At 72.3% G+C, this 16,162-nt stretch carries 15 protein-coding genes and 1 pseudogene; 10 read left to right on the top strand and 6 right to left on the bottom strand.

Annotation, left to right across the window (positions count from 1 at the left end):
• Positions 1-5: 5 nt before the first annotated feature.
• Positions 6-1,217: an FAD-dependent monooxygenase gene (locus ABZ464_RS45275; protein ID WP_359287785.1), complete on the bottom strand. Its 1,212-nt coding sequence runs from the start codon at positions 1,215-1,217 to the stop codon at positions 6-8.
• Between the two features lie 356 nt (positions 1,218-1,573).
• Between ABZ464_RS45275 and ABZ464_RS45270 the strand changes: the two genes are divergently transcribed.
• Positions 1,574-1,963 carry a tyrosinase cofactor gene (locus tag ABZ464_RS45270; protein WP_359287784.1) on the top strand — a complete coding sequence of 130 codons (390 nt, stop codon included), beginning with the start codon at positions 1,574-1,576 and terminating at the stop codon, positions 1,961-1,963.
• A gap of 32 nt (positions 1,964-1,995) precedes the next feature.
• Positions 1,996-2,817, top strand: a complete 822-nt coding sequence (locus tag ABZ464_RS45265; RefSeq protein ID WP_359287783.1) for a tyrosinase family protein — start codon at positions 1,996-1,998, stop codon at positions 2,815-2,817.
• A gap of 16 nt (positions 2,818-2,833) precedes the next feature.
• Here the strand turns inward: ABZ464_RS45265 and ABZ464_RS45260 are convergent, their stop codons facing one another.
• Positions 2,834-3,544 (bottom strand): ribonuclease H, encoded by a 711-nt coding sequence (locus ABZ464_RS45260; RefSeq protein WP_359287782.1) that lies wholly within the window; start codon positions 3,542-3,544, stop codon positions 2,834-2,836.
• Between the two features lie 24 nt (positions 3,545-3,568).
• Positions 3,569-4,363: a VOC family protein gene (locus tag ABZ464_RS45255; RefSeq protein ID WP_359287781.1), complete on the bottom strand. Its 795-nt coding sequence runs from the start codon at positions 4,361-4,363 to the stop codon at positions 3,569-3,571.
• A 148-nt stretch (positions 4,364-4,511) separates the two neighbouring features.
• On the opposite strand from ABZ464_RS45255, the gene ABZ464_RS45250 reads away from it, so the two are divergent.
• The 5 genes from ABZ464_RS45250 (at position 4,512) to ABZ464_RS45230 (ending at position 10,133) form a co-directional block, all read left to right on the top strand.
• Complete coding sequence (locus ABZ464_RS45250) at positions 4,512-5,528, top strand: zinc-binding alcohol dehydrogenase family protein (RefSeq protein WP_359287813.1); 1,017 nt, start codon at positions 4,512-4,514, stop codon at positions 5,526-5,528.
• A 213-nt stretch (positions 5,529-5,741) separates the two neighbouring features.
• Positions 5,742-7,184 carry a family 2B encapsulin nanocompartment shell protein gene (locus ABZ464_RS45245; RefSeq protein WP_359287780.1) on the top strand — a complete coding sequence of 481 codons (1,443 nt, stop codon included), beginning with the start codon at positions 5,742-5,744 and terminating at the stop codon, positions 7,182-7,184.
• On the top strand, positions 7,181-8,221 hold the full coding sequence (locus tag ABZ464_RS45240) for a family 2 encapsulin nanocompartment cargo protein terpene cyclase (RefSeq protein ID WP_359287779.1): 1,041 nt from the start codon (positions 7,181-7,183) through the stop codon (positions 8,219-8,221). The genes ABZ464_RS45245 and ABZ464_RS45240 overlap by 4 nt, the downstream gene beginning before the upstream one ends.
• 70 nt (positions 8,222-8,291) lie before the next feature.
• The gene (locus ABZ464_RS45235; protein ID WP_359287812.1) at positions 8,292-9,164 is read left to right on the top strand and encodes a geranyl diphosphate 2-C-methyltransferase; all 873 of its coding nucleotides are present in this window, start codon (positions 8,292-8,294) and stop codon (positions 9,162-9,164) included.
• Positions 9,165-9,236: 72 nt separating this feature from the next.
• Entirely contained in the window at positions 9,237-10,133 is an 897-nt protein-coding gene (locus tag ABZ464_RS45230; protein WP_359287778.1) for an aminoglycoside phosphotransferase family protein, read from the top strand.
• Positions 10,134-10,157: 24 nt separating this feature from the next.
• Here the strand turns inward: ABZ464_RS45230 and ABZ464_RS45225 are convergent, their stop codons facing one another.
• Positions 10,158-10,640, bottom strand: a complete 483-nt coding sequence (locus ABZ464_RS45225) for a VOC family protein (protein WP_359287777.1) — start codon at positions 10,638-10,640, stop codon at positions 10,158-10,160.
• Positions 10,641-10,825: 185 nt separating this feature from the next.
• Between ABZ464_RS45225 and ABZ464_RS45220 the strand changes: the two are divergent.
• The 3 genes and pseudogenes from ABZ464_RS45220 to ABZ464_RS45210 all read left to right on the top strand — a co-directional run.
• Positions 10,826-11,424: pseudogene (locus tag ABZ464_RS45220) on the top strand (epoxide hydrolase); the annotation flags it as partial.
• A 108-nt stretch (positions 11,425-11,532) separates the two neighbouring features.
• Entirely contained in the window at positions 11,533-12,174 is a 642-nt protein-coding gene (locus ABZ464_RS45215) for an ATP-dependent Clp protease proteolytic subunit (protein ID WP_359287776.1), read from the top strand.
• Position 12,175: 1 nt separating this feature from the next.
• Complete coding sequence (locus ABZ464_RS45210; RefSeq protein ID WP_359287775.1) at positions 12,176-12,778, top strand: ATP-dependent Clp protease proteolytic subunit; 603 nt, start codon at positions 12,176-12,178, stop codon at positions 12,776-12,778.
• A gap of 19 nt (positions 12,779-12,797) precedes the next feature.
• On the opposite strand, the gene ABZ464_RS45205 is transcribed toward ABZ464_RS45210, so the two are convergent.
• Positions 12,798-13,214: a helix-turn-helix transcriptional regulator gene (locus tag ABZ464_RS45205; protein ID WP_359287774.1), complete on the bottom strand. Its 417-nt coding sequence runs from the start codon at positions 13,212-13,214 to the stop codon at positions 12,798-12,800.
• 75 nt (positions 13,215-13,289) lie between these two features.
• Positions 13,290-15,995, bottom strand: coding sequence for a hypothetical protein (locus ABZ464_RS45200; protein ID WP_359287773.1), 2,706 nt, complete (start codon positions 15,993-15,995; stop codon positions 13,290-13,292).
• Between the last annotated feature and the right edge of the window lie 167 nt (positions 15,996-16,162).

The raw sequence follows: 16,162 nt of genomic DNA, 5'->3' as shown, positions 1-16,162 counted from the left end.
GGGTGCTACTTCCGGGCCGCCAGGGCCCTGGTGTGGGCATTGCGGGCGATCTTCGGCCCGAGCCAGCGCTTGAACCGGCGCAGCGCCTCCAGCTGTCCTGCGGCCCGGTCGAGGCGGTAGTAGAGCTGGGGCGGGACGTACGGCAGCAGGGGCGAGTGGCGCTGGCCGAGCAGGGCGAACATCCGCTCCGGGGGGAGGTCGATGTACCGGGTGAGGTTCTCGTACCACTGGGCGCTGTAGCGGGCGGCGCTCTGCTGGGGCAGCAGGGCGGTCCGGCGTTCGTGTTCGTAGCGGGCGAGGGCCCGTGGAACGCCGTCGCTCGCGGCGAGCGCGTCGGCGAGGGCGAGCGAGTCCTCCAGGGCGAGGGTGGTGCCGGCGCCGATGGAGTAGTGGGTGGTGTGGGCGGCGTCGCCGAGGAGGACCAGGTTGTCGCGGTGCCAGGTGCGGTTGGTGAGGGTGCGGAAGGTCAGCCACGGGGAGCCGCCGTCGGCGGCGGCCCGGCCGATCAGGGGGTGGCCGTCGAGGATGTGCGCGAAGAGCTTCTCCAGCAGGGCCAGGCCGTCCGCCTCGCTCGCCCGGTCCAGGCCGAGCCCGGCGCAGGTCTCGGGGGCGCACTCGATGACGCAGGTGCTCTGCGCGGTGCTGAAGGGGTAGCCGTAGCACCAGATCCAGCCGTGTTCGGTCTCCACGAAGGCGAAGGTGAAGGAGTCGAAGACCTTGCTGGTGCCGAGCCAGACGTAGGAGTTGCGGCCGGGTGCGAGTTCGGCGCCGAAGTGGTCGGCGTGCCGGGTGCGCAGGGCGCTGTGGACGCCGTCCCCGGCCACGACCAGGTCCGCGTGCGGAAGGTCGTCCGGGGTGACCTCGCACTCGAACTCCAGCCGTACGCCGAGTGCGCGGGCGCGTTCCGCGAGGATCTCCAGGAGTTTGTGGCGGCCGATGCCGTGGCCCTCGTCGCCGGGTCTGCGGGTCGACAGGTCCCGTACGTGGGCGACGCCCTGGTTCCACACGACCGAGTGCTCCTCGATCGCGCGGGCCGACTCGGGGTCGCGGGCGCGGAGCTTGTCGAGGAGCCCCTGCCAGTAGGTGACGCCCCAGCCGTACGTCGAGCCCTCGGGGTTGCGCTCGAGGACGGTGACGTCGTGGGACGGGTCCTGCAGTTTGAGCAGGACGGAGAGATACAGGCCGGCGGGCCCGCCGCCGACACAGGCGACCTTCACGCACACCCCTTGAAATGACCAGACGTGATGGATTGACGACGCAGAGTAGCAGTGCGGGGACCCCCTCCCGGGACGTCCCGTCTCCCGGTTTCCGCCACTTTCTGCACGTGAGCCACACCACGGGCGGTGCGTCCCCGCGCGAAAGATCACCGGAAGGTGATGCTCCACGGAAAGGAATTGCCCGTTCCGGCCCCGCCCCGACCCCTGACGCGCCAAGATCATCTTGGTTCAAGATTGCACGACATGTAAGTGATTGTCCGGATCACGGCCAACCGGTCCCGAACGATTTCTCCCGCCCCCGATGTCCTCGATAGGCATGCCGGGTCGGCACCCGAACGCACCTCAGGAGATCCCGCATGCCCGACCTCAGCCGCCGTCGCGCGCTCACCGCCGCGACCGCCCTCGCCGGCGCCACGGCGCTCGCCGTCCCCGCCGCCGCCCGGGCGAGCGCCCCCGCGCACGACCACGACGCGCACCACGACTCCCCCGCCGCCTTCGACGAGGTCTACCGGGGCCGCCGCATACAGGGCCGGCCGTCCTCGGCCGGCGGCCACCACCACGGCGGCGGCTACGCCGTGTCCGTGGACGGCGTCGAACTGCACGTCATGCGCAACGCCGACGGCACCTGGATCAGCGTCGTCAGCCACTACGCCCCGGTGCCGACCCCGAGGGCCGCCGCCCGGGCCGCGGTCGACGAACTGCAGGGCGCCCGGCTGCTGCCCTTCCCCACATCGCCCGCCAACTGACCTTCCCGCACGCCTCTTTGGAGCATCCGCACATGACCGTCCGCAAGAACCAGGCGTCCCTGACCGCCGAGGAGAAGCGGCGTTTCGTCGCCGCCGTCCTCGAACTGAAACGCAGCGGCCGCTACGACGACTTCGTCACCACGCACAACGCGTTCATTCTCGGCGACACCGACAACGGCGAGCGCACGGGCCACCGTTCGCCCTCGTTCCTGCCGTGGCACCGCAGATTCCTGCTGGAGTTCGAGCGGGCGCTGCAGTCGGTGGACACGTCGGTGGCGCTGCCGTACTGGGACTGGTCCACCGACCGCTCTGCGCGTTCCTCGCTGTGGGCGCCGGACTTCCTCGGCGGTACCGGGCGCAGCCGGGACGGGCAGGTGATGGACGGGCCGTTCGCCGCGTCGGCCGGGAAGTGGCCGATCAACGTCCGGGTGGACGGCCGCACCTATCTGCGCCGGTCCCTCGGCACGAGCGTGCGCGAGCTGCCGACGCGGGCCGAGGTCGACTCGGTGCTGGCGATGTCGACGTACGACATGGCGCCCTGGAACAGCGGCTCCGACGGCTTCCGCAACCATCTGGAGGGATGGCGCGGGGTCAATCTGCACAACCGGGTGCACGTCTGGGTCGGCGGACAGATGGCGACCGGGGTCTCCCCCAACGATCCGGTGTTCTGGCTGCACCACGCCTACATCGACAAGCTGTGGGCCGAGTGGCGGCGCCGGCACCCGGGGTCGGCGTACCTGCCGGGCGGCGGGACGCCGGACGTCGTGGATCTGAACGAGACGATGAAGCCCTGGAACGACACGACCCCGGCGGCCCTGCTCGACCACACCCCGCACTACACGTTCGACGTCTGATCGGGCGGTCAGGCGGTCAGGCCTCGGCCGTCCGGCACTCGGGGTGACCCCAGCCCTGGGCGTTCTTGGCGATCTGCTCGCCGGCCGCGTAGCCCCGGCCGCACACACAGCGGCCGGGGAACTTGGCCTTGATCGTGCGGGCGGACGCACCACTGCGGGTGGCCGAACCGCCGCTCCGGCGGGGTGACTTGGCCCCGCCGGTGCGGGCCTGCTTCGGGGTGTCCGGGGACGGCGGCGGCTCCGGGGAGCCCTGCTCGCTGCCCGCCGCCCGCTGGACGCTCGCCGCCTGGCTGGCGGCGCGGTCGGCGAAGTCGTTGAGCGGGTCGCCGTCGACCTGGTGGGCGGGTACGTAACGGAACTCGACCGCGCGGCCGTCGAGCAGTTCGTCGATGCGGACGACGAGTTCCTGGTTGGCGACCGGCTTGCCCGCGGAGGTCTTCCAGCCGTTGCGCTTCCAACCGGGCAGCCAGGTGGTGACGGCCTTCATCGCGTACTGCGAGTCCATCCGCACCTCGAGCGGCACACCCGGGTCGGTCGAGGCCAGCAGGCGCTCCAGCGCGGTGAGTTCGGCGACGTTGTTCGTGGCCTTGCCGAGCGGGCCCGCCTCCCAGCGGGCCGGGCTCTCCGCGTCGTCGGCGACCACCCATGCCCAGCCGGCCGGTCCCGGGTTCCCCTTCGAAGCCCCGTCGCACGCGGCCACCACACGTTCACGCATGGGCTCGATCATGCCATGGCCGGGCGCGGGGTCCGGTCAGACCGGCCTGGTCTTCGGCAGCTCGCCCTCGGTGGTCGTGAGGTCGATCACCGAGAAGTTGGCGCCCTGCGGGTCGCTGAGGGCCGCGAACCGCCCGAAGGGGCTGCTCATGGGTCCGAAGCGCAGGACGCCGCCGAGCTTGGTCGCCTTCGCCACGGCCTCGTCGCAGTCGCCGACGATGAAGTAGACGTTGACGTAGGACGGCACCTCGGGCGGGAATTCGTCCGTCATCCGCATCCGGCCGAGGACCGTGGTGTCGCCGACGTTGAACATGCGGAAGTCGACGTTGTCGTCCTCGATCTGCTGGGCGGTGTACGGGAAAACGGAGGAGAAGAAGGTGTCCGCCCGGTCGGGCTCACGGGTGAAGACCTCGGCCCAGCCGTAGGCGCCGGGGACGGCCTCGGCCTCGAACCCCTCGTGGGTCCCCGCCTGCCAGACGCCGAAGACCGCGCCGCTGGGCTCCCGCGCCAGGCACATCGTGCCGAAGTCGCCGACCTGCATCGGTTCCATCAGCACCTCGCCGTGGTGCGCGCGGATCTTGGCCGCCGTCGCCGCCGCGTCCGGGGAGGCGAAGTACAGACACCACTGCGACTGGCCCTCCTGGCCGGGCATCGGCGGGACGACCGCGGCGACCGCCTTGCCGTCGACGTAGGCCTGGGTGTAGTTGCCGTACTCCGACGACGACTCGCCGAAGGTCCAGCCGAGGACCTCGCCGTAGAAGTTCTTGGCGCCCTCGACGTCGGTGAACATCGCGTCGGCCCAGCACGGGGTTCCCTCTGGTTGTACGGCCATGTCGGCGGCCCTTCCGAAGAGACGACTCTGTCCGGATCCTCACGCTAGTCACCCGCTCGTCGGCGCGCGCGCCGAACGCCTCCGTCCGTCCCACACTGGGAGGGGACGGTCCGGCGGCAGGACGGGGCGGGTCATGGCGGACGGCACGATGAGCGCGTGGTCGGTGACCGAGCCGGGGCCTGTGACCGGGGAGCCGCTGCGGCTGGTGCGCAGGCCGGTGCCGGCGCCCGGCGACGACGAACTGCTGGTGCGGGTGCGCGCCTGCGGGGTGTGCCGGACCGATCTGCATGTCACCGAGGGCGATCTGCCGGTACGGCGGCCCGGGGTGACGCCCGGGCACGAGGTGGTCGGGGAGGTGGCGGGGCGGGGTGCCGCGGTGCGCGGGTTCGCGCCGGGCGACCGGGTGGGCGTGGCCTGGCTGCGGCGCACCTGCGGGGTGTGCGCGTACTGCGCCCGGGGCGCCGAGAACCTGTGCCCGGGGTCGTCGTACACGGGCTGGGACGCCGACGGCGGCTACGCCGAGTACACGACCGTGCCGGCCGCGTTCGCCCATCCGCTGCCGGACGGGGTGGACGAGGTGGCGCTCGCGCCGCTGCTGTGCGCGGGCATCATCGGCTACCGGGCGCTGCGGCGGACCGCGCTGCCGCCGGGCGGGCGGCTCGGGCTGTACGGTTTCGGGGGCAGCGCCCATCTGTGCGCGCAGGTGGCACTGGCCCAGGGCGCGCGGGTGCATGTGATGACCCGGGGAGCCGCGGCACGGCGGCTGGCGCTGGAGCTGGGGGCGGCCTCGGCGCGGGACGTCCACGAGGCGCCTCCGGAGCCGCTGGACGGCGCGATCCTCTTCGCACCGGTCGGCGAGCTCGTCCCTGTGGCGCTGCGGGCGCTGGACCGGGGCGGGGTGCTGGCCGTCGCCGGGATCCACCTCAGCGACGTACCGCCGCTGAACTACGAGAGCGAACTGTTCTACGAGAAGCAGGTACGCAGCGTCACCTCCAACACGCGTGCCGACGCACGGGAGTTCCTGACCCTGGCGGCGCGGCTGGGCGTACGGGCGACGACGCACACGTATCCGCTGTCGCGGGCCCCGCAGGCGCTGCGGGATCTCGCCGCAGGTCAGTTCGACGGCGCAGCCGTTCTGGTGAACGATCTCTCCCAACCCTCCTGATCACGGCGCGCGGGAGCACACGGGTCGTCTCCTGGTGCATTTGAGGCGCCTTCTCCACCATCCGCCCCGCTGTGCACCCGTAGCACCCGTATCCGCCCCTTTCGCGCCGTACCCCTCCGTCACAGAGGGTGTTTGGCTGGTGCCTGCGGATCTTCGAAACCGATCTTCGCGACCCGTCCGCCCCGCTCCGCGCACCACCTTTCTGGAGAGAATGTGTCCACACCGGACAGTGCCACCGCTTCCGCCCTCGACGAACCCCCCTTCGAGCCGTCGGCCGACGGGCAGCTCACCAGCCTCAGCACCCAGGCGGCCCGCCAGCTCGCCACCACCCACAAGTCCGAACCGCAGATGCAGGCGATCAGCTCGCGCTGGCTGCTGCGCATGCTGCCGTGGGTGGACGTGAAGGGCGGCACCTACCGGGTCAACCGGCGGCTGCAGCTGTCCGTGGGCCGGGGCCGGGTGCAGTTCGAGCACAACGGCGCCGACGACGTCCGGGTCCTCCCTGACACCCTCACCGAGCTGCGGGTGCTGCGCGGCTACTCCGACAACGGGGCCCTGGCCGAGCTCGCGTCCCGCTTCCAGACCCGTGAGGTCCGGCCCGGGCAGGTGATCTTCGAGGCCGGTCAGCCGGTCACCGAGACCTATCTCGTCGTGCACGGCCGCTTCACCCGCTACACCGCCGGGAAGTACGGCGAGGAGGAGATCGTCGGGGTCGTCTCCGGCGGCGACCAGCTCGGCGAGGAGGCCATCGGACAGGACGACCCGCTGTGGCTGTCCTCGGTGCGCGCGGAGACCTCGGGTGTGCTGATGGTGCTGCCGGGGGACGTGCTGCGGGAGTTCCTCGGCCGGGTGCCCTCGCTCGCCGCGCACCTCGAGGCGTACGCCGAGCGGCAGCGGCGGCCGATGAACCGCAAGGGCGAGGCCGAGCAGCCGCTCCAGGCCGGCCACACCGGCGAGCCGACGATCGGGGCCGGCTACGTCGACTACGAGCTCTCGCCGCGCGAGTACGAGCTGTCGCTGACCCAGACCGTGCTCAAGGTGCACACCCGGGTCGCCGACCTCTACAACCACCCGATGGACCAGACCCAGCAGCAGTTGCGGCTCACGGTCGAGGAGATCCGGGAGCGCCAGGAGTGGGAGCTGGTGAACAACCGGCAGTTCGGGCTGCTGCACAACGTCGACTACGGGCAGCGCGTCAGCACCTTCACCGGGCCGCCGACCCCCGATGACATGGACGAGCTGCTGTCGATGCGGCGCAAGACCAAGCTGTTCCTCGCCCATCCCAAGGCGATCGCGGCGTTCTTCCGGCAGTGCAACCGGCGTGGTCTGGTGCCGGGGACGGCGACCGTGGAGGGGCATGAGATCCCGGCCTGGCGCGGGGTGCCGATCTTCCCGTGCAACAAGATCCCGATCAGCGAGCAGCACACGAGCAGCATCATCGCGCTGCGCACGGGCGAGGCCGACCAGGGTGTGGTGGGCCTGTACCAGACGGGCATCCCGGACGAGTTCCAGCCGGGTCTGAACGTGCGGTTCATGGGGATCGACGCCAACTCGATCATCCGGTACCTGGTCACCGCGTACTACTCGATGGCGCTGCTGGTGCCGGACGCGGCGGGCATCCTGGAGAACGTCCAGATCGGCCGGACGGCCGAGTGACGGCGGGAAGCGGGCTGCCGGGGCCGCCGAACCTCGCCGCGAGCCTGACGGCCCGGCGCGGCGGGGCGATCCCCGGGCTGCGGTACCGGGAGGTCGCGCCCGCCGACCCGGAGAAGGCGGCCGAGGTCGACCGTCGGCTGGAGGAGTGGGCCCGCGGCCTGGAGCTGTTCCCGACGGCGTGGAACGGCGACTTCGCGGGATTCCAGTTCGGCCGGGCGGTGGTCCTGCAGCATCCGGGCGCCGCCGACCTGGACAGGCTCACGGTGGCCGGCAAGCTGCTGCTGGCGGAGAACATCGTCGACAACTGCTACTGCGAGGAGGACGAGGACAAGGGCGGCTCCCGCAGCGGGCTGGGAGGCCGGCTGATCATCGCCCAGTCGGCGCTCGACCCGTATCACGGCCCGCCCGGCCTCCAGGAGGAATGGGCGCGTGGTGTGCAGGCCGACGGTCCCCTGCGCTCGTACTTCTGGGCGCTGAAGGACTACGCGGCGATGGCCACGCCCAGCCAGACCGACCGGTTCGTGCACGACATCGCGCGACTGCATCTGGGCTACCTCGGCGAGGCCGCCTGGGGCGAGGCCGGGTACGTACCGCGGATCTGGGAATACCTGACGATGCGGCAGTTCAACAACTTCCGGCCCTGTCTGTCGATCGTCGACGCGGTCGACGGCTACGAACTGCCCGAGCAGCTCTACGCCCGCCCGGAGATCCAGCGGGTCACGGCGCTCGCCTGCAACGCCACCACGATCGTCAACGACCTGTACTCCTTCACCAAGGAGCTGGCGTCCGATCCGACCCATCTCAATCTGCCGCAGGTCGTGGCCGCCAACGACCGGCGCGGGCTGAAGGCCGCCTATCTGAAGTCGGTCGACCTCCACAACGAGGTCATGGAGGCGTTCGAGTCGGAGTCGGCGGTGCTCGCCGCGACCTCGCCGCTCGTCGAGCGCTATCTCCAGGGTCTGTCGGACTGGGTGGCCGGCAACCACGAGTGGCACGCCACCAACACCCACCGCTACTCGCTGCCCAACTACTGGTGAGCAGCGCACTTCTGACTGTCCATCACATACGGCGTCACCGCACCACCATCACAAGGAGTCACCGTTGACCATGACCCCCGAGGCGCTCACCGAGGCCATGCCGCTGCCGACCCAGTCCGTCTACCAGAACCGGATCGCGGACTACTGGAACGCGGAGGAGAACCCGGTCAACCTCGAACTGGGCCGGATCGACGATCTCTACCACCATCACTACGGCGTCGGTGACGCCGACCGGTCGGTGCTCGACGAGCCCGATCCCGAGCTGCGCAAGGAGCGGATCACCACCGAACTGCACCGGCTGGAGCACGCCCAGGCGGAACTCCTCGCCTCCCGGCTCGGCCCGCTCACCCCGTCCGACCGGGTCTTCGACGCCGGCTGCGGGCGCGGCGGCGGCAGTGTCACGGCCAATCTGCGCTACGGCTGCCACGCGGACGGGGTGACGATCTCCGCCAAGCAGGCCGAGTTCGCCAACGCGCAGGCCCGCAAGCGGGACATCGACGACAAGGTGCGCTACCACCACCGCAACATGCTGGACACGGGCCTGGAGACCGGCGCGTACGCGGCCTCGTGGAACAACGAGTCGAGCATGTACGTAGAGCTGGACCTGCTGTTCGCCGAGCACGCCCGGCTGCTGCGCCGCGGCGGGCGCTATGTCGTGATCACCGGCTGCTACAACGACACGTACGGGCAGGCCTCGCGCGAGGTGTCGCTCATCAACGCGCACTACATCTGCGACATCCACCCCCGCTCGCGGTACTTCCGGGCGATGGCGGACAACCGGCTGGTGCCGGTCCATGTGGAGGACCTCACCGAGGCGGCCATTCCGTACTGGGAGCTGCGCCGGCAGGCCGATCATCTGGTCACCGGCATCGAGGACACGTTCCTGACCGCCTACAAGAACGGCAGTTTCCAGTATCTGATGATCGTGGCCGACCGGGTCTGAGCCGCCGGATCGACGCCCGTGCCGTCCTGTTCCGTTGGACGGTACGGGCGTCGATCCGTTGCAATGAGCCGCATGTGTGCCCTGAGGATGCGCCCGGACGAGATCGATCTCGACGCCCCGCTGGTGGGCCGGCTGATCGCCGCGCAGTTCCCGCAGTGGGCGGGGCTGCCGGTACGGCGGCTGCCGTCCTCCGGGACGGAGAACGCGATGTTCCGGCTGGGCGCCGACAAGGTGGTCCGCCTCCCCCGGTATCCCGGCGCGGTGGAGAGCGTGGCGCACGAGCGGCGCTGGCTGGCGCGGCTGGGTCCGGGTCTGCGGGTCGCCGTGCCGGTGCCGCTGGCGGAGGGCGATCCGGGCGAGGGCTTTCCCTGGCCGTGGTCCGTCTACCGCTGGCTGGAGGGCAGTCATCCGGTCGCGGGGGCCGTCGAGGAACCCGAGCCGCTGGCGGCGGACCTGGGGGCCTTCGTCGCCGGACTGCGCGAGGTGGACGTCCAGGACGGGCCGCCCAACCACCGGGGCGTCCCGCTCGTCGAGCGGGAGGGCCCCACCCGGGACGCCCTCGCACAGCTGCGGGGGCGGATCGACACGGACGCGGTCACCGCCCTGTGGGAGGAGGCGCTGCGGGTGCCGGGACGGGCCGCGCCGGGGGTGTGGGCGCACGGCGATCTGTCGCCCGGAAACGTGCTGGTCGCGGACGGGAGACTGACGGCCGTGCTCGACTTCGGCTGTGTGGGCGTGGGCGATCCGGCCGTCGACCTGATCCCGGCCTGGAACCTGCTGCCCGGCTCGGCACGCGGCACGTTCCGGGAGGCGGTGGGCGCGGACGACGACGAGTGGGCGCGCGGCCGGGGCTGGGCCCTGTCGATCTCGCTGATCCAGCTGCCGTACTACTGGGAGACCAATCCGGCGCTGGCGGAGAACTCCCGGCATGTGATCAAGGAGATCCTCGCGGAGGCCCGGGACCGGTAGCGCGCCCTCGCCGTCCGGCCGCCGCTACCCGCCGGCGTGGGCCTTGCGCAGTTCGGCGAGGTCCAGCTTGCCCATGGAGAGCATGGCCTTCATGGCCCGGGTGGCCTTCTCCTGGTCCGGGTCGGCGATCATGGCGCCGAGCTCGCCCGGGACGACCTGCCAGGACACGCCGAACCTGTCCTTGAGCCAGCCGCAGGGGCCGGGCTCGCCGCCGCCCTCGACGAGCCTGGTCCAGTAGTAGTCGATCTCCTCCTGGTCGGCGCAGTCGATCTGGAAGGAGATCGCCTCGGTGAACTTGAACTCCGGGCCGCCGTTGAGCGCGACGAACTTCTGGCCGTTGGCGGTGAATTCCACCGTGACCACGGTTCCGGCGGGGCCGGGTCCGGCCTCGGTGTAGCGGGTCACCCGCCCGACAGCGGCGTTCTTGAAGACCGACGCGTAGTGGTGGGCGGCCTCCTCGGCCTGGCCGTCGAACCAGAGGCAGGTGGTGAATCCGTCGGTGGTCATGAGGTCCCTCCTGGGGCGTGGAACGCGGTCACCAGTGTCGACCGGGGTACGCCCGGGAACTCATCGGTCGGGCCGAAGACAATCCGGATGGCGGCACATCCGCCGCACCGGCATCCGGTCCATGACGCCCTCGACCGCGGACGGCGGCATCCGTCCCTTCCGCCTCGACATCCCGCAACGCGACCTCGACTCCGGCGGCGCACGGCGGGCACCCGGCCGGCGCCTTCCGTGTCGTCGTCCCGGGCATCCCGGGGTTCGGGCCGTCCGGGACGGTCGCCGGGGCGGGCTGGGAGGCGGCCCGGGTCGCGGACGCCTGGGCCGAGCCGATGACGCGGCTGGGCTACGAGCGGTTCGGGGCGCAGGGCGGCGACTGGGGCGCGGCGATCTCCCGCGAGCTGGGCCGGGCCCACACCGGCCGGGTGATCGGCGGCCATCTGAACCTGATGCCGGGGGCGCGGGCCACCCGGGAGTCGACGCCCGAGGAGCCGGCGGCGATGAGCCCCGGGAGCGTGCGCGGGAGTCCTGGCGCCGGTGGGCGGCGTTCTCGGCGGAGGGCATCGGCTACGCCGTCCAGCAGGCCACCCGCCCGCAGCCCCTGGCGTACGGCCTGACCGATTCGCCGGTGGGTCGACTGGCCCGGCTGACCGGGACGGCCGGTTCGTCTGCGCGGACCTACTGCGAGCGCCGGCACTCGGGCTCCGGCCGGACGGCCGCGCCGCACGAACCGTCCGCCGCGCCGACCGCGCCCGCGCTGTTCCCGGCGGAACCGCAGATCCCGCTGCGGGCGAGCTCTGCCGTCGGCTGATCTGCCGCGGGCAGAGAAACCGGCCGAGGGCGCGGTCCGGGACCGACAGTGAAGGCGACGGCATCCCCGCGACCACGAGGAGAACCGATGCCTCCACTCCCCACCGCTCTCGCACCCCGGGCCGAGGACGGCGACACCGCGTCCACCCCGTTCGACGACCATCTCGCCGCCCAACTCCTCGCCCAGCGGATCGTGCTGCTGGGCACCCAGGTCGACGAGGTGTCGGCGAACCGGGTCTGCGCGCAGCTGCTGATCCTCTCGGCGGAGGACCCGCACACCGACATCGCCCTGTTCATCAACAGCCCGGGCGGCTCGGTGCACGCCGGGCTGGCCGTCTACGACACCATGCGGCTGGTCCCCAACGACGTCTCGACGCTCGCCCTGGGCTTCGCGGCCAGCATGGGCCAGTTCCTGCTGAGTGTGGGTGCGCCCGGCAAGCGGTTCGCGCTGCCGAACGCCCGTGTGATGATGCACCAGCCGTCGGCCGGGATCGGCGGCACCACGGCCGACATCGAGATCCAGGCGGAGAACCACGAGTTCACCAAGCGGACCATCGAGCGGCTCACCGCCGAGCACACCGGCCGGACGCCGGAGACGATCGCGCGGGACGGCGACCGCGACCGGTGGTTCACGGCCGAGCAGGCCAGGGAGTACGGCATCGTGGACCGGGTGGTGGAGTCGTTCACCGAGGTCCGACCGGCCCCGGCGCGGCGACGGATGGGGCTCTGACATGGGGAACTACACGATTCCGTATGTCGTCGAGCGCACCGCGCACGGCGAGCGGTCCTCGGACGTGTTCAGCCGGCTGCTGTCGGAGCGGATCATCTTCCTCGGCACCGAGATCGACGACGGCGTGGCCAACGTCGTCCTGGCGCAGCTCCTCCATCTGGAGTCGGCGGCCCCGGACCAGGAGATCTCGGTCTACCTCAACTCCCCCGGCGGCTCGTTCACCTCGCTGATGGCGATCTACGACACGATGACGTTCGTCCGGGCACCGATCTCCACGTTCTGCGTCGGGCAGGCGGCCTCGACGGCGGCGGTGCTGCTGGCGGGCGGGGATCCGGGCCGCCGGTTCGTGCTGGAGCACGCGCGGGTGCTCCTCGGACAGCCGGCCAGCGGCGGCCGTCAGGGCACGGTCTCCGATCTGGCGCTGCAGGCCAGGGAGATGGTCCGCATCCGCGCCCAGGTGGAGGAGGTGCTCGCCCGGCACACCGGTCACGATCCCGCCGTGCTGCGCGCGGACATGGACCGCGACAAGGTGTTCACCGCACAGGAGGCGGTGGCGTACGGCCTGGCCGACGAGGTGCTGAGCCGGCGCCTCGTCGGCGTCTGACGCGGCGTCCGAGCTGTCGTCAGGCGACCAGGCAGAGGCCGTCGTACGAAGAGTGCGAGGACCGCGAGGAGTACGGGGAGGCAGGCGTCGTACGGCCGTGGCGGACGGGTCGGCCGCCGAGCCGGACCAGTTCGCCCTGGGCCCTGGCCAGCAGGTCACCGAGGCTCAGGCCGAGGGCGCGGGCGGCGGCCGCGAGGACCTCCGAGGAGGCCTCCTTGCGGCCGCGCTCCACCTCCGACAGATACGGCATGGAGATGCGGGCCTCGTCGGCGACGTCCTTCAACGTGCGTTCCTGGGCCTGGCGTTCGCGGCGCAGGACGTCTCCGACGAGATCGCGCCAGAGCGGCTCGCGGGGTGCGGACGGCTCGGCGGCCGGGCGTCCGGCGGGCGGGCGCAGGGGGATCACACGGGCGCGGTTCGGCGCTTGATCGGTCACCGCACCAGCCTAGGAGCCGGGAGCGCGGCGGGAAGGGATTCGGGTTCCGCCCTCGGTGGAATCGGGCATCCGCCGTCAGGGGCCGGACGAGGAGCCGGACGAGTAGGAGGACTGCTGCTGGAGGCTGCCGCCGTCGGTGGGCTGCTGGGTCATGGAGACGGCCGCCGCGCCGGCCAGGACGGTGGCGACGGCGGTCGCGGCGGCCACGACCACGGCGGTGACCGGCGCGGTCAGCGAGGCCCAGGAGCGGAAGGAGCGCACCAGCCGCCACTGCACGCCCGCCCGCGCCACCAGCCGCCACTCCCAGTACATGCCGAGGACCAGGCAGAACACGATGAGCCAGCCGATGCGCAGCCCGCTCGCCAGGCCGAGGTCGGTGACCTGGCGGGAGTAGGGGTAGAACAGCAGGAGCAGTTCCGGCACGAGCAGGGCCGCCAGCAGGGACTGGGCCTTCATCACGGGGGTGCGGCCGGGCAGCCGGGTGCTGAAGTAGCCGTAGAACGCCCCGTACGCCGACCAGCGCAGGGTGTGCTCGGCGAGGGCGAGCAGCTGGCCCAGGGTGAGTTCGGGCAGCAGTCTGCGCACCGAGTACCACTCGATGGCCATGACGGGCAGGGCGAGAAGGAAGGCGACGAGGGCGCCGTGCACCCCGTTGCGCCAGGGGGTGCGGCCCCCGCCGGTGGACAGGGGCGGGGGTTCCTCGCCACGGCCGAGGCGCCGCCAGTCCTCGTCGAAGCGGGCCGGGGTGAGGGTGCCGTCGACCAGGCCGTCGCGGGCCTTGAGGAACATCGGGCGCTGGGCCGACTGCAGCAACGCCCAGCGGGCGTGGCGGCGGACGGCGGCGCCGTGCTCGGACCGGTCGACGGCGGCCAGCCGGCGGCCCTCGACGCGCCGGGCCTCGCCGCGCAGGAGAAGGGAGAAGCCGAGGAGGGCGGCGGCCACCGGCAGCACGTCGGTGACATTGCTGTGCTGGGCGGCGACCACCGGGTTGACCGTGAGCACGACGAAGGCGACCCCCAGGGCGGCCGCCCGTTCCTTCTCCATCGTCCGGGCGTGCCGGGTCAGGGGCATCGGCAGCCGGGAGCTGTGCCAGCGTCTGCGGACCATCACCGCGATCGCGACGACCATGAAGGCCCCGGCCGCGTGGAAGGCGATGTCCACCAGGGTGGCCTCGAACAGCCGGGGGTGCGGGGTGGAGGCCAGCACGGTCTCGGGCGGACCGAAGGCGCGGGTGACGTCGACCGGGAGATACATCAGCAGTCCGGTCACCCCGGCGGCGAGCAGCCACAGCCGGCCCCGTGCGCCCAGGAGCAGCGTCGCGCGGGTGAGGGCGGGCCACCACAGCAGTCCGAGTCCGATGAGCAGCAGGGCCTCGGAGGTGGGCGAGTCGCCGCCCTCGGCGGCGATCAGCCGTCCCCAGCCGGTCACCACACAGGCCGCCACGGCCGCGACCACACCGACGGCGCTCCACACGTGCGGCGTGCGGAAGCCGACGGGGGCCACGAAGGGCACGGCCGCCGCGGCCGCGACCGCGAGGAGGGGTCCGCCGGCCGCCTCCGGCAGCGACACCCCGCCGGTCCCGTAGGCGAGGACGAGGGCGGCCTCGACGACCACGCCCAGGCCGGTGACCGCGCTCAGCGCCAGGAACGCGCGGTGGTGCAGCACCTGCTGGAGCGGCTCCCCGGGGCGCTTCAGCACGTTGTACAGGGCGGGCAGCAGGTACAGCAGTCCGACGGGGACGGCCACGCCCCACCAGGTGATCAGGACCGTGGCCACCGCCGAGCGCGCGCCCTCGTCGGTGATGCGCGGCGACTCCCAGGCCACGACCGCGAACAGGATGCTCACGAGGGTGAAGATCCACAGGGGGGTGCTCACGGCGGGCCGCCGTCCGTCCCCGCCCAGTGCGTCGAAGCTGCGCAGGCCGTACGCGCCCCCGACGCCGATGAGCAGGAAGCCCAGCACGATGCCCAGGACGACGGGGACGGGTTCGGTGAACGACGGAGTGAAGCGCGGGCCGGTCTCGGCGGAGGGCTCCGCCAGGAAGCCGCGGGTCCGGGTGTCGGCCGCCCGGAAGACGACCGAGGTGGTTGCGGCGGAGTCCAGGGGTGCCAGGACGGCGCGCCCGGGGCCCTGCCGGGCGGGCCGGGCTCCGGTGATGCCGGTGATCCCGGTGTCCGTCCCGTGGACCGTCACGTCCAGGATCCAGCGGGTGTCCGCAGGCCTCGGGGCGCCGGCCGGGCGGACGGTGAACCGGAAGTCGCCGTCCCAGGCACAGGGGCGGCGGCAGGTCTCCGTCAGCGTCCAGACGACGACCGCCCGGTCCCGTGGCCCGTCCTGGGTCACCTCGGGTGGCGTCAGCCGGCGGTCGATGCCTCCGTCGGTGCGCAGGCCCTCCCCCGCCACATAGCGGACGTCACCCGCGAGCCGGTCGTCGAGGGAGGCGGCGGTGTCCGCGGTGCGGCCCTCCCTGACCGCGTCCAGGAGGGGGTCGCCGGGGCGCAGGAGGAGGGTGTGCCGGACGGTGGCCCGCCAGGTGCCGGGGCCGACGGTGAGGTCGGCGCGGGTGGTGAGGGTGCGGGGCGGGTGCGGGGAACCGACGGCCCTCGCCCAGCCCGCCCCGGCCGCGGGTGCGCCGCCCGCCCCGGCGTCGGCCCCCGCGTCGTGGTGGCCCAGCCTGCCGGTGGCGAGGTGCACGGCGAAGACGCAGATCAGCGCCAGGAGACCCGCGAGCAGCCATCGCACCCACGCCCCGTACGGGCCCCGCTCCCCCGACGTGCTCATCCGCCGCTCCCCCGTGTACGTGCCGTGAATGTAGCGCCAGGGCGGGCACACCGGGAGACTTCTGTCACGAACCGGGTACGGAGCGTGGCGGAGGGAGTCGTTCCCGTCGGTACGCATGTCCTGGCGGAGTCGGGGTACCCGCCCCGTGAGCGGGTCGGGCATCTGCG

The sequence above is a fragment of the Streptomyces sp. NPDC005820 genome (genome assembly GCF_040630255.1).
Lineage (GTDB): Bacteria > Actinomycetota > Actinomycetes > Streptomycetales > Streptomycetaceae > Streptomyces.
This window is presented reverse-complemented; position numbering and strand designations above follow the sequence as displayed.